Source organism: Candidatus Campbellbacteria bacterium, from assembly GCA_024653945.1.
GTDB lineage: Bacteria > Patescibacteriota > Minisyncoccia > Phycocordibacterales > EsbW-18 > EsbW-18.
Map to the genome: position 1 here is coordinate 61,972 of JANLIT010000003.1, position 13,638 is coordinate 75,609.

Sequence of the window (13,638 nt, forward strand, 5' to 3'; positions counted from 1 at the left end):
AAACTTCTGTTGTTCTTGTTTTTTTATATGTGTAGCACCAGTGTATACTAACCTCAGTAGAATTTAGCATCGGGCCGTAGTATACCGGTAGTACGCGTGCTTCGGGAGCACGTAGACCGAGTTCGATTCTCGGCGGCCCGACACTTTGGTTCGATTCCTGTGGGGTGCGTGTGTCTATACTACCGCAGATTATGCTTGTTTTGAAGGCATTTTATGGTATTATTTTCTTCGTTGTGGGCCTTGTATCTTCGATTACTCGATACGGGCCCTCAGCAGACCACATAAACGTTCGAATTTCCATCCTCTGCGGTTCGGTCAAAAATGAAAGCAAGCTTTCCTTTTTGTCCTCGCCTCGACGACTTCATTCTCGCGTTTGCGTGCCATCCTTTTTTTGGGCCCGTAGTTCATCTGGTAGAACGCCTCATTTGCAATGAGGAGGTAAGCGGTTCGAGTCCGCTCGGGTCCACCAAAAATGCAATTTCTTGAACCATTCAATATCGCTCTCTTTTATATTCTGAACTCACTTGTTGGGAAGTCAGCGTTTCTCGACAACGTGATTATATTTTTTGCCGAGCCGTTTACGTATGTGCTCATTGCAATAGTCTGCATTGTCATCTACCGAGATATTAATCGTGAGCGTGTGCAGGAATTTTTATGGAATGTTGCGGGTCTTATCATAAGTGTGGTTGGTGCATATGTTGTAACTGGTTTCTTTCGCCTTTTTTATGACCACCCGCGACCTCTCTGGGCTCTTGGTGCACCACATTTGCTTATTGAAACAACTTCCTCGTTTCCATCGGCACACACTATTTTTCTTTTCAGTTTGGCAACCTCAATGTACTTTTTCGGAAATAAAAAGTTGGCGTACTTTTTGTACGCCTCTGGTCTTGTGGTAGGTATTGCTCGTGTTATTGCGGGCGTTCACTTCCCTTTGGATATTCTCGGAGGAATTGTGTTCGGTGTTGCGATTGGATACATCGTGCGCTTCGCACTTCACCGATACGCCAAGGTAACAATGTGATCAAGAAAATGTGCGAGTGGAACCCCCACCGCATTGAGAGATTTTGGGAAAAGTGATTCTGATGTTAATCCCGGAAGCGTATTTATTTCAAGCACATACACATCTCCGCGCGGAGTAACCATGCAATCCGTTCGCGAATAGTGTGACGCACCAACTGCTTGGTGTGTGGCACGCGCCGCATCTTGAATCGCTTGTGTTTCTTCTCGTGAAAATCGTCCTGGGCATCGCTCTTCTGCTCCACCTCCATACTTTGCATCAGAATCAAAAAATGCCGATTCTTTTGGTGGAATGATTTCTATCGGCAAGAGTGTGTACACTTTTTCTCCCTTAAAATCTTCAATAACACCACACGTTGCTTCTTTGCCATTCACAAATGCTTCAATAAGCACTTCGGGAGAAAACTTTGAGGCGCGTTCTATTGCCTCACCTAGGTCATCAAATTTTCGTACAATTGAAACACCGAATGATGAACCGTCAGCGACAGGTTTTACCACACTTGGGTTTGGAAACGTTTTAAATATCTCAAGTACGTCGGAAGGTCCTTGTGTTCGTGTGTCAAAAATAATATGCGGGGGTGTTTTGATGCCATTTTGAGCAAGTACCTCTTTAGTGCGCCCTTTGTGCATCGCAAGCGCTGATGCAAACGAACGTGAGCCAGTGTATGGAGTTGCCGTGCTTTCAAGTATTCGCTGAACTTCACCGTCTTCTCCATATGCCCCATGAAGTGCATTGAACACAACATCAACACGCTTTGTCGCGTGCTCGGGTGCTAGTGGGAATCCATCTGCGTGCCATTGTCCCGCTTTATCAATAAAAATATCCACGGGCTCATATTTTTCGCGTTCGAGTGTATCCAAAACCGTCTTCCCTGTTTTCAGAGAAATATCGTATTCATTACTCGGACCTCCACGAAGTACACCAACTCGAATTTTTGTCATGTATAAAGTATACCGCACACATGAACATTTTTGAAAAAGAAAAGCGGCGCCTTATCGTAGCGCCGTTTTCCGAGTACTGAGACGTCCTCGCGAGCTTTCCGTGGGGCACGGTTCAGCTGGGTTGGATGTTCTCGGAACAGTACGCGACCTTCAGATTCTTTTGAGTGGAGAATCGGAAAAGGTCGAAGAAAAGAACCGGAGATCGATAAGGCTCATGTCTTTAGCCCCATCAGACGTTCGCGCCCACGGCCCGGTCGATCAGCTGGCCAGTAGATTGCAGGGCGTTTGAACCTGCCTGTAGTATACCACAAAAAATAAGACAAAAAGAAAACCCCGGATTACGCTCCGGGGGTCGAGTGGTAACTTTTTTTCGCATGTTCGTGTGAACGACATGCGGTGCTGGGCTCGAGGCGTTCCCTACCTGAAATCGGTGCAATCTCGCCCAACCATCTACTCACACTCTGTGCGCCATTTTTTCTTTCCCTAAGAGGAAAATCGGGTTGGAACCCAAAAGCGCTTTGAGACGCCCCTTTCAAGGTATTTTGAGCGTCTCGGACGGGCGCAACGAAAGCGGCTTCTCTGCTTGATACACAGGAAGGTCCGGAGGGGTCATCCAAAAAGTGACCCACCAACCCGCCTGAACGTGCGCCCGTGGACCTTATAGTACTTATCCTAGTATTTTAATGCAACCTTAATGTTTTTTTCCTAAACGTAGAGATTGCAAAACGATGTGCCTCATTGTTGGCGAGAAGAATTTCCTTTCCATACTCTGTGATGTGTTCCTTATTTCCAAGCAATTTTTCAGGTCGGTGTCGTTCGTTTTTTGTAACCGCAACAACAGGAATTTGATAGCCAAAGGTTTTCAACACTTTTTCTGCGGTATTCTTTTGAGCAATACCACCATCCACAACAATAAGTTTCGGCAACTGCCATTCGTTGTGATTGAGTCGTCGTTCTAAAATTTCAGCAAGTCCTGCGGTGTCCCCTTTTTGATGTGTTTTAATAGTGAATGTTCGATATTCTTTTTTGTTGGATTCCCCATTTTCCACAACCGTCATCACTCCCACTCGAGCCGTTCCAGAAATATGCGCCACATCATATGCTTCAATACGGAACGAGTTTGTAGCTTGTAGCTTGTAGCTTGTAGCTTTTAAAAGAGACACGTCCTGAATATGTTGCAGAGCGTACAGACGACGTTTCATTTCAGACGCCATTTCAAATTGTTTTGTCCTAGCATACGCCTTCATGTCACGCGTAATGGCACGGATAAGTTGTTTCTTTTTCCCCTCAAAAAAGAGCACAATATGCCGAATTGTTTTTTTGTACTCACGTGGAGTGATATTCTTCGATTGGGGTGAAAGTCCAATCTCTTCATACAAACGAGACGCTCGTCTTCTGTCCGTCGCAAGAGGTGCATCTGTCTTTCCGCGATACGGAAATATTTTACGTATAATTTTGAGCGCTTCCTGTAACTGTGTCCCATATGGAAACGGTCCAAATGTTTTTTGATATTTGATATTTAATATTTGATTTTGCAACAGTTCTCGGTGGCGTATCGTAAAGACACGAGGAAATTGCTCAAAGGTGATTACGACGTAATTAAAGCTGGTGTCACTTTTTTCTTTTGCGTTGTACTTCGGCTGGTGCTTTTTAATAAGCACCGCTTCAAGGATAAGCGCCTCCAATACCGAGTCGGTTTTCTCCACACGAACACCTGTTGCCTCCTCAAGCATTTTTACAATGCGCGGTCCACGTGTCTCTGTAATATCAGACAAGAAATAACTTTTCACCCGAGAACGGAGCGATGTTGCCTTTCCAATGTACAAAATCTTCTTTCCTTTTAAGAAGAAGTACACGCCCGGCATGTCGGGAAGTGTGTGTATTTTAGAATCAATGAATTTCATCTCACATTAGGCGACCTTTCGTAATTCTGCTTCTGTGGCATGCAATTCTTCTTCTGCTTTACGCAATTCCGCCCTAGCTTTTGCTTCCTCTGCTTTTTTGTCAACCAACTCCCTCTCTTTAGTCTTCATGCTATGGCTACCTGGAAGAAGTTTACCTTGTGCTGTGGCAATTGTTTTTTTAGCAACATCTTCTTCGGTGCTACTTTTTTGTAGTGTTGCTTCCTGCATCTTTGCCTGACGCGTGGTAGTTTCCAATTCTCCTGCAACCTTTTGAATTTCTCCCTCTATAGAGTGTAATAATGTTTCCGTCTTCTTTGTATCTGCCTCTCTCTTTTTTTCCTCTATCTGCAGTGTGTCCTTGTTCCGTGCCCCTTTTTGAGTTACGGTGGTTATTTTTGTAAGTTTTTGTTTAGTCTGTTCTAATTGCGTCTTTTCTTGTAAAAGGGTTGCTTTTTCTTCATTCAAACGTGCTTCATCTGCGCGTATACTTATTGTAAGAGTTTCCATCTCTTTTTCTAGAACACTTAATAGGCGCTCTAGTTCAAGTTTTTCCTGTTCATCTTTTTGGCTACCTGTTGGTGTTTTACTAGCAGCTTTCTGCCCTAATTCTGCAAGGGTTGCTGTAAACTCTGCTTTCTTTTTAGTCAGTTCTGCCAACTGAGTTTTGAACGTTTTTATTTTAGCAACAATACCTTGACTTTCCGTTTTTCCGCGCACCGTTGTTCCAAAAACTTGTCTGAGTTTCTCTTTTGCTTTTTTTTCTTCTTGCCCAATCGCTTCTTGTTGCGCAACAAGAGCGGTGTGATCCCGTTCACTGTCGTGAATTTCATCTCCCAGCTTTCTCAATTTCTCCGTTAGGTTTTTTATGTGCAGTTCTTCGTCTCTTTTTTTTGTGGCAAGTTGGTTTTTTTGAATATTCCTTGTCTCCTCTTGGGCACGCTTCAAATCGTCTGGGTGTAGATTGGGCATAATTGATTGTGATAAGTAGTAAGCGTTTGAATTATTCTTTGGACTTTGTACTTTGAACTTTGTGCTTACGCAATGCTTTGTGTAGATACTTTCCTGTGTGTGTACCAGAATCCGCAACTTCTTCTGGTGTTCCGTGAGCAACAACCTTCCCGCCTTCATTTCCTCCGTCAGGGCCTATATCTATAATGTAATCCGCACTCTTCACAATGTCCATGTTGTGCTCAATGAGGATAACGGAGTTTCCTTTTGTGGTAAGCATTTGGAGTATTTCTATCAGTTTTCGCACATCTTCGTAATGAAGCCCAATTGTCGGCTCATCAAGGAGATAAAGTGTTTTTTGTACGTGTGTGCGGTAGAGTTCAGAAGAAATTTTGACACGCTGTGATTCCCCACCTGAGAGCGTTGTGGCCGATTGGCCGAGTTGTAAATACCCAAGACCTACCTCATTGAGTGTGTTGAGTCGGTCAAATATTGCAGGAATATCATTAAAAAATGCGAGAGCTTCCTCAACGGTCATTGAAAGCACGTCGTGGATGCTCTTGTTTCGATATTCAATTTCTAGTGTTTCGCGCATAAACCGTTTGCCATGACACACATCACACCCAACATACACCGTCGGCAAAAAGTGCATCTCAACCGCAATCTCACCTTTTCCTTCACATGCTTCACATCGCCCACCTTTTACATTGAATGAAAAACGACTTGCTTTCCAGCCACGAGCACGAGCTTCTGCTGTTGTGGCGAACATGTCACGAATATGGGTGAATGCGCCAGTGTATGTTGCTGGATTACTGCGTGATGTGCGTCCAATCGGCGACTGGTCAATCATAATCGTTCGAGACACATACTCTGTTCCTGTGATAGACCCACAATTAAACGTTTGCGCGGTGCGATATTTTCTCTCAAGGCGCGCCTGCAAATTTTTGTACAAAATCTCATACATGAACGACGATTTTCCGGAACCAGAAACACCCGTGACAACAATAAACTTGCCGAGTGGAATATCCACATTCATATTTTTTATATTGAAGATGTTTCCTCCGCGAATTTTAATCGTTCCCTTATCCGCCGTACGGCGCATCTCGGGAAGTTCAATTTGTTTTTCTCCGCGCAAATAGGCAAGCGTGAGTGATTTTCCTTTCACTGGAGGTTCTTTTGCGGTCAATAATTCTTCCAAATCTCCGGCAACGACGATTTTCCCTCCATGAATACCGGCACCGGGCCCAATGTCCACAATATAATCGGATGAAAAAATGGTGTCCTCATCATGTTCAACAATAATCACGGTATTTCCAAGGTCGCGAAGATTGTGGAGTGTTCTGATGAGACGATCGTTATCATGAGCGTGAAGTCCTATTGTTGGTTCATCAAGCACATAGAGAGCGCCCACAAGTCCTGAGCCGAGTTGGGAAGCAAGTCTGATGCGTTGTGCTTCCCCACCTGAAAGTGTGTTTGCACGACGGTCCAGTGTCAGATACCCAATCCCCACATTCTGCATAAATTTGAGGCGGTCAATAATTTCACGCACCACCACATTTGAGATTTCTTTTTCTTTCTCCGTCAACGGCAAATCAACAAAAAATGCATGGGCGTCATCTACAGACAAGGCCGTGAGCTCAACAATATTTTTTTCATGAATACGCACGTGGAGTGCTTCGGGACGAAGACGTGCACCGTTACACACTAAACACGGGTCGTTAACAAAAAAGTCCTGCGTTCCTAACCCATTACATTCTGCACATGCACCATACGGACTGTTGAATGAAAATAAACGTGGTTCAATTTCTGGGTACGAGTAGCCGTCATTTGGACATGAAAACTTGGACGACATAAGCACGCCGATGTCGTTTGTTCCTTTCTTTGTAAACTCATCAATGCCAGAAAAGACAATGCGCACAAGTCCTTGTGCTTCATGAAGCGAACGTTCAAGTGACTCACGCAACCGTTCAACAGCATTATCTTTCGATTCAACAAAATCAACCAACGGAATACGGTCAATGAGAATATCAATGTCGTGCTTTTTGTGTTTCTCTAGAATAATTTGCTCACGGAGTTTTTTACGCACACCATCCACCAACACCTCCGTATAGCCACGATTGAGAAAGTCATACAACTGTTGGTAGTACTCTCCTTTTCGTCCACGTACAATAGGAGAAAGAATTTCGAGTGCAGGACCACCTTGTGCATCAGTAATTGCTTCGGAGAGATTTTTTTGCGTACGTTTCTTGAGACCAGCCGATGCTTTAATAATTTTTTCAAGAATAAAATGCTGAATTTCTTCGTTCGTCAAACGTTTAATCGGTTCACCACACACCAAACAGTGCGGAATACCAATGCGCGCGTACAAAATACGAAGATAATCGGAAATTTCCGTAATGGTTGCAACAGTTGAACGTGGATTATTTGAACGAGATTTTTGGTCAATTGAAATTGCAGGAGAAAGCCCGACGATTTCATCAACATCTGGTTTTGGCATTTGGCTGATAAATTGTCGCGCGTATGCGGACAGTGATTCAACGTATCGACGTTGGCCTTCAGCAAAAATGGTATCAAACGCAAGGGATGATTTTCCGGAGCCAGACAAACCAGTAAACACCACCATTTTGTTGCGTGGCATTTCAACCGTAATATTTTTAAGGTTGTGGGTTCGTGCGCCTTTGACGATTATTTTATCGCTATCTGGTTTTTTCATTTGATTTCACAAAATCACGTCGCGCAAGTGATTCTGCGGAATTATGTCGCGTACCGTCCACTAAGACGCGACCTTGAGGCGCGACGTATTCTTCATTACCTGCTTTGTCCCACACCATGGACAGTGCCATTCTTTTTTGGTAGTTGGTGCATCACCAACTGACCACCACTTATTGCACACTCCACATCGAAAATGTGAAAGACGCTCTACCGAACGAAGTCCTTGTTGTTGTGTTTTTTTCTTCATATATGCAGTAATGCCCCCTGTTTTTTGTAGGGGGGGGTACATGGGCAAGTATAGCAGAAAAGGGATAAGTAGGAAGTAGTAGGTAGAATGTAGTAAGTAGTAGGTAGAAAGCAAAATGTTGGGAAAAGAAAAAGGCGCAGACTAGGATTTCTCCCAGAGTGCGCCTCACTAACACCAACCGGCGACCTTACTTCGTGGCAGCCTTGCGCCCCCGCTTGGAGGAGTCGATGACAGTCTTGCCCCGCACGACGCTCACTCGCGTGAGCCGTTTCTGGGTCTCGCCGTCCTTCAGGATTGCCTTCGCCTCGGCTGAGGTGAAGAGCAAGAGGCTCGTGCTGTCGGGAGGGATGATCTTGACGGCAGGAGCGTCCCCCACGAAGCTGCCGGTGGCCACCTTGACCTCGGTCGACTTCGACTTCTCGGGCTGCTTCTCGTTGTCCTCGATAGCAACAACCTGAAGGATGGCGGCGATCATGGCCTTGTCACCCTTGATGAGGTTGTAGTCGACGAGGTTCTTGTCCTCGCTCTTCGGCTTCGCGTTGAAGTTGCGGAGAACCGTCTCCGCATCATGGAAGCGTGCTTTGGCTTCCGTGAAGTTCGCCGTGGGGAACTTCACCTCGTACTCGGCGAGTCGGCCCTCCAGCACGTTCAGGCGAGAGACGAGGATGTCGCGGACCGAAATCTGAATCGACTGCTTCTGAAGCTTGGTGTTCATGGTTCTTTCTCCCTTGCGACCTTGGTCGCGGTTGGTTGATTTGTTCTACTGCAGAATTTTACGCACCGTTCATAAAATTCTTATAAAGTGCCCAAAATTCCGAAGTAGAACCTCTTTTAAAGATCGTACGTGTACAGTATATCATATACATTGTATTTGTCAACCCCATTAGAGATTTCCCTTTAAACAAGCTAAAAAACCTAATAATATAAAGGTACTTTTGACACTGGCAAATGTAACAAATCTATACAAACTCTAACGGGGTCAGGCACCCCTCCTTATACCCTTTTAACATTGAGAAATAAGGCCAAAAGGACTACGTTTAAGAGAGCATTACCAACTAACTACATACATATGTCACACAAAAGCTTTATCTCCATTACTACGTTTATTTTTGCGGTCATTGGTATTCTGCACCTTATGCGTGTTCTCTACGCGTGGAACGCAGTTATTGCGGGCTGGATGGTTCCTATGTGGCTTTCCTGGCTTGCGGTGCTCGCCTGCGCCCTCCTTGTTTGGAGCGGGCTTAAGTTGAGACGTCACTAATAAACAAACTTTTTTCCATTATAAAACGCGTACGCGTTTTATAATGGAAAAATCAGAATCTCCTTTGCGTTTGACGTAAGAGAAATAGTTTGGTATATTCCACACAGTTTTGTACTGTGATTGCCTACTTGTGGGTGCCACATCAGAGGAGGTTTGCGATGGCAAAGAAGCGACGTTTTGCAACGCAGGACCAGCGTACGAGGGGGGAGATGTTGAATGACCTCTCCCGACAAGGGGAAGAGCTTCGAGATCTTACCAAGGAGAGGGACGAACTTCTCGGCGAGAGACACGTCCTTCGCCAGGCGAGAGCTGACCTCTTCTTGAACTTTGGGACCGCCAAGCTGGATGTCGCCAGTCTCTCGGAAGAGAAGGCGCACCTTCTGGCGAGAGTCGAGAACCTCCTAGGGAACGCCGAGGAGATGAGGAAGAGGCACGACGGAGAAAACGAGCGCCATCAGGCCTTCGTCGACGGACTTTCTCTGGCACTCAGAGTCGTCACCGGCAAGGTGTGAGTCCTCGTTCGGATGAACAACCTCTCGGGAGTAAGAGCGGGACGACCATTCAATTGGTCCTCCCGCTTTGTTTTTTATTTTTTCTTTCCCCCCTTCCCCGCCCTCTGTGTAGAATGTGTAGGTTTTTTCTTTTCCAATAGGTGTGTCAGTGCAAGAATTTCATCACGTACAATCGCCGCTGTTTCAAAATCCAATACCTTCACCGCGTCACTCATTTCTTTTTCTTTTTGTTTGATAAGCTGTTTGAGATTTGCTCCTCCCGCAGTATCAAGTGCCACCAGTTCGGCGACCGTCGCACCATGTTCACGCAACATATAATCCGTGATGTCTGAGATTTTCTTTTGAATCGTTTTTGGTGTAATGCCGTGTTTCGTATTGTACGCAATCTGAATTGCACGACGACGGTTTGTCTCACTAATCGCGCGCTCCATTGAGCCAGTCATGGTATCAGCATAGAGAATGACACGCCCGAGCACGTTTCGCGCCGCACGACCAATGGTTTGAATGAGCGACGTCTCACTGCGTAGAAATCCTTCCTTATCTGCGTCCAAAATACCGATGAGTTCAACTTCGGGTAAATCCAATCCTTCACGAAGCAAGTTAACTCCCACAATCATGTCAAAACCACCGTTCTTGGAACCTTTTCTAAATTTTGTTAGCAATTCAATGCGTTCAATCGTTTTAATATCACTGTGTAAATATTCTGCCGAAATCCCCTTCTCTTTCAAATAGTCAGCGACATCTTCCGCCATACGCTTCGTGAGCGTTGTGGTAATGACACGCGCCCCACTTGCAATAACTTTCTCCGCCTCCGCAATAAAATCATGCACCTGCCCTGCATAGTTTCCTTTTGCTTGGATGGGCCGAACAATCACCTCCGGATCAATGAGGCCTGTTGGTCGGATGATTTGCTCCACCACATGACCCTTACTCTTTTCTAATTCATACACGGCCGGCGTTGCCGACGTGTACACCACTTGCCCCACGCGTTCAGAAAATTCGCTGAATTGCAGTGGACGGTTATCAATCGCCGACGGCAGACGAAAACCAAACTCAATGAGTGTTTTTTTGCGCGAACGGTCTCCCGCGTACATACCACCAATCTGCGGAACACTCACGTGCGATTCATCAATGACCGTTAAGAAATCGGGTGTGCCGTCTGCTTTTTTTGGAAAATATTCAAGAAGTGAAAACGGGGGCTCACCTGGCGCGCGTCCGTCAAAATGTCGTGAGTAGTTTTCAATACCACTCACGTAACCAACCTCACGAATCATGGCAAGATCATATGACGTACGTCGTTTCAAACGTTCTGCTTCAAGCAACTTCCCTTCCAGGGTTAGTTTTGCAACGTGCTCATCAAGTTCTTCCTTGATACTTTTGAGAGCTTTTTGTATATCTTCTTTGTCGGACACGAAATGCTTCGCTGGAAAAATAAACACCGATTCAACTTCACTTCGAATCACACGCGACACAGCATCAATAATAGAAATTGATTGTATATGGTCATCCGTAAGGTCAATGCGATAGACGATTTTTTCATTCACGGGCATTATTTCAATAGCGTTTCCAATTGCGCGGAATGTTCCGGGTTTAAGGTCACTGTTGGTGCGCTCAAAATAAATACGAATGAGTTCTCGAATAAAGTGCGAGCGATTTATTTGTGCACCACGCTCAAGTTTGACGTGTACTTTTTCGTATTCCTCTGGACGACCGAGGTTGTAAATGCACGACACCGATGCAACCACGATGACATCTTTTCGTGTGAGAAGTGCTTGTGTGGACGCATGACGAAGTCGGTCAATCTCTTCGTTGATTTGTGCTTCCTTTTCAATGTAGGTATCGGTAACAGGAACGTACGCTTCTGGTTGATAGTAGTCGTAGTACGACACAAAATAGTGCACGGCGTTTTTAGGAAAAAACTCTCGGTACTCTTGCGCCAATTGTGCGGCAAGTGTTTTGTTGTGCGCAATCACCAGCGTTGGTTTGCCAATGTTTGCAATGACATTTGCCATCGTAAATGTCTTTCCGGAGCCCGTAACGCCCAAAAGCGTCTGGTGTTGCACACCGTCACGAACCCCTTGTGTGAGGTCTTGTATTGCTTTCGGCTGGTCTCCTGCCGGCTCGAAATGGCTGTATAATTTAAATAGATTTTTTGTCATAGAAACACTCATTCTACCATTATTTTGATTCTATAGAATTAAAAACAAAACCCGCTTCGGTCAAACCAAAAGCGGGGTCTTTGCATCGCGTCGGAATTGAACCGACGCGATGCGCTGCAGTCTAGAGCATGGCGAGCCGAAGTCGTCGCTCATGCCAGTAGATGCTCGTGAGCCACAGGCCGAGGAGAGCTGTGCCGATGATTGCTGGCCAGAGGAGCCCGAGATTCAGAGTCAGAAAAATCGCACCAGCCACCAGTAAATCTGCCACGAGAACGAAACGGAAACGAATCCGCGGGTTGTCGGCGGCGACGATGGCTATGTGGAGGACGACGAGAAAGGCCATAACGATGGCAAAACTAACAATGGCAAAACTGATGACCCTTGAACCTTCGGGGGGCGAACTGAAAAGATACGCCACTGTCACAAAGGCAATCATCCCGATCGCCCACCAAAGCACGAACTTCAGTTGGCTGTTCAGCATCTTTTTTCTCACTTTCTCCGCAGTGCGGATAAACTGCATATTTAATTTACGATTGGACACAGTCCAATCAAGATCATTCCGCACGCACAATACTCTTTAAATTGATTTTTGTCAAATACGTGAAATATCGCGTTTGGTGAAAAGATTGATGGTCCACTCAAGCGCTGTGCGTAATTTTGCGCGGATACCAACAAGCGTGAACAGATACGCAGTTCGGTACACCCACCACGCAAGAGGTCCTGAAAATCGAACACCCCTCACTTCGGCGACCGCACCCCCTTCTCCGAGCGATAGAATAAATCCCTTGTCGTCCCACTCAAATGGCACAACTGTTTCTCCTCGAATCGTCCGTACAATATTTCGCGCGGTCGCAATTCCCTGCTTCATAGCAATTTGCGCGCGCATTGGATACTGACACGCGGTACTGCGGACAAGCGCTTGGTCGCCAAGCACGTACACATCGGAATACTGCGAAAGTCGCAGTATGCCATCAACAGGAATACGTCGACTTCGTTCATCAACAACAACGGCGCCAGCGGGAAGCCATGCTACTTCCGATGCCTTCACACCAGCGGTCCAAATGGTAAGTGTTGAAGGAATCAGTGCGCCATGTGTAGCCACACCTTGCGCTGTTACCTTTTCAACATGTGTGTTGAGCATAACCTTCACGTTTGGTCGGTGCTCAAGTATTTTTTGTGCCTTAGCACTAATCCATGTATGTGCTCCTTTGACGAGAACATCATTACCATCAAGGAGTGTGATTGAGTGAGGAACGCGCACATCACTGTATGTTGTTGAGAGAAGTTCCATAAAATCAGAGAGTTCACCCGTCAGTTCAACTCCCGTTGCCCCACCACCCACAACAACTACATTAACTTCGGCGGACTTTCCAATACGAAGATGGTCTGCTGAATCATCAAACGCAGAAAGTATTTTGTTTTTGAGATGTTTTGCGTCATCCAAACTTTTGAGTTGCAACGCGTACTCTTCTGCTCCTTGTGTATTAAAAAAGTTTGTGGTGGACCCAATGCCCATGATGAGTGTGTCGTAGGAGTAGTTTTTTGAAATACCTTCAGTCAACGCAACCGTCACTTGTTTTGTGTTGAGGTCAACCGCTGTCACACATCCTTCAAGAAACTCGCGTATATACGGACCCACCATATTTCTAAGTGAGTAGGTGATGCTGTCTGGACGAAGTAATCCAGTGGCAACCTCATGAATCATGGGAATAAAGGTGAAGGAATCGGTTGCCGAGACAATGGTAATCTCAATGTTGTCGGATGCCCGCAGTATGCGTGTGAGGGTCAAATACGCATGAAGTCCCGCAAACCCCATACCAACAATGATTATGTGTTTCTTTGGGTGCACTTTCATAGATGCACCTATGATACCAAAATACGGCTTAATAAGAAGCTTTTTGGACACCCCTTTTTTGAGATAAAGTTTTTATAAAGT

At 45.6% G+C, this 13,638-nt stretch carries 12 protein-coding genes and 2 tRNA genes; 5 read left to right on the forward strand and 9 right to left on the reverse strand.

Going from position 1 to position 13,638, the window contains the following annotated elements; translation table 11 throughout:
- Positions 1–70 precede the first annotated feature (70 nt).
- The 3 genes from NUW02_02100 (at position 71) to NUW02_02110 (ending at position 1,021) form a co-directional block, all read left to right on the forward strand.
- Positions 71–141: transfer RNA gene (locus NUW02_02100), tRNA-Pro, on the forward strand.
- 252 nt (positions 142–393) lie between these two features.
- Positions 394–469, forward strand: a tRNA-Ala gene (locus NUW02_02105).
- A 3-nt stretch (positions 470–472) separates the two neighbouring features.
- Positions 473–1,021: a phosphatase PAP2 family protein gene (locus NUW02_02110; protein ID MCR4274821.1), complete on the forward strand. Its 549-nt coding sequence runs from the start codon at positions 473–475 to the stop codon at positions 1,019–1,021.
- Here NUW02_02110 and NUW02_02115 read toward each other — a convergent pair.
- The 6 genes from NUW02_02115 to NUW02_02140 all read right to left on the reverse strand — a co-directional run bounded on the left by NUW02_02115 (position 994) and on the right by NUW02_02140 (position 8,485).
- On the reverse strand, positions 994–1,959 hold the full coding sequence (locus NUW02_02115; GenBank protein MCR4274822.1) for a D-alanine--D-alanine ligase: 966 nt from the start codon (positions 1,957–1,959) through the stop codon (positions 994–996). The two genes, NUW02_02110 and NUW02_02115, sit on opposite strands and share 28 nt — an antisense overlap.
- A 680-nt stretch (positions 1,960–2,639) precedes the next feature.
- Entirely contained in the window at positions 2,640–3,863 is a 1,224-nt protein-coding gene (locus NUW02_02120) for a GIY-YIG nuclease family protein (protein MCR4274823.1), read from the reverse strand.
- A 6-nt stretch (positions 3,864–3,869) separates the two neighbouring features.
- Positions 3,870–4,832 (reverse strand): hypothetical protein, encoded by a 963-nt coding sequence (locus tag NUW02_02125; GenBank protein ID MCR4274824.1) that lies wholly within the window; start codon positions 4,830–4,832, stop codon positions 3,870–3,872.
- A 31-nt stretch (positions 4,833–4,863) separates the two neighbouring features.
- Positions 4,864–7,524 (reverse strand): excinuclease ABC subunit UvrA, encoded by a 2,661-nt coding sequence (gene uvrA, locus NUW02_02130; protein ID MCR4274825.1) that lies wholly within the window; start codon positions 7,522–7,524, stop codon positions 4,864–4,866.
- Positions 7,525–7,584: 60 nt separating this feature from the next.
- Positions 7,585–7,770: a hypothetical protein gene (locus NUW02_02135; protein ID MCR4274826.1), complete on the reverse strand. Its 186-nt coding sequence runs from the start codon at positions 7,768–7,770 to the stop codon at positions 7,585–7,587.
- A gap of 187 nt (positions 7,771–7,957) precedes the next feature.
- Positions 7,958–8,485, reverse strand: coding sequence for a hypothetical protein (locus tag NUW02_02140; protein ID MCR4274827.1), 528 nt, complete (start codon positions 8,483–8,485; stop codon positions 7,958–7,960).
- A 354-nt stretch (positions 8,486–8,839) separates the two neighbouring features.
- Here NUW02_02140 and NUW02_02145 point away from each other — a divergent pair, with 354 nt between their 5' ends.
- Positions 8,840–9,031, forward strand: coding sequence for a hypothetical protein (locus tag NUW02_02145; GenBank protein ID MCR4274828.1), 192 nt, complete (start codon positions 8,840–8,842; stop codon positions 9,029–9,031).
- A 116-nt stretch (positions 9,032–9,147) separates the two neighbouring features.
- Positions 9,148–9,543, forward strand: a complete 396-nt coding sequence (locus NUW02_02150; GenBank protein MCR4274829.1) for a hypothetical protein — start codon at positions 9,148–9,150, stop codon at positions 9,541–9,543.
- Between the two features lie 74 nt (positions 9,544–9,617).
- Here NUW02_02150 and uvrB read toward each other — a convergent pair whose 3' ends face one another.
- The 3 genes from uvrB to NUW02_02165 form a co-directional block, all read right to left on the reverse strand.
- The gene (gene uvrB / locus NUW02_02155) at positions 9,618–11,702 is read right to left on the reverse strand and encodes an excinuclease ABC subunit UvrB (protein MCR4274830.1); all 2,085 of its coding nucleotides are present in this window, start codon (positions 11,700–11,702) and stop codon (positions 9,618–9,620) included.
- 121 nt (positions 11,703–11,823) lie between these two features.
- Positions 11,824–12,222 (reverse strand): hypothetical protein, encoded by a 399-nt coding sequence (locus tag NUW02_02160; GenBank protein ID MCR4274831.1) that lies wholly within the window; start codon positions 12,220–12,222, stop codon positions 11,824–11,826.
- 72 nt (positions 12,223–12,294) lie between these two features.
- Positions 12,295–13,557 (reverse strand): FAD-dependent oxidoreductase, encoded by a 1,263-nt coding sequence (locus NUW02_02165; protein MCR4274832.1) that lies wholly within the window; start codon positions 13,555–13,557, stop codon positions 12,295–12,297.
- Positions 13,558–13,638: the final 81 nt, after the last annotated feature.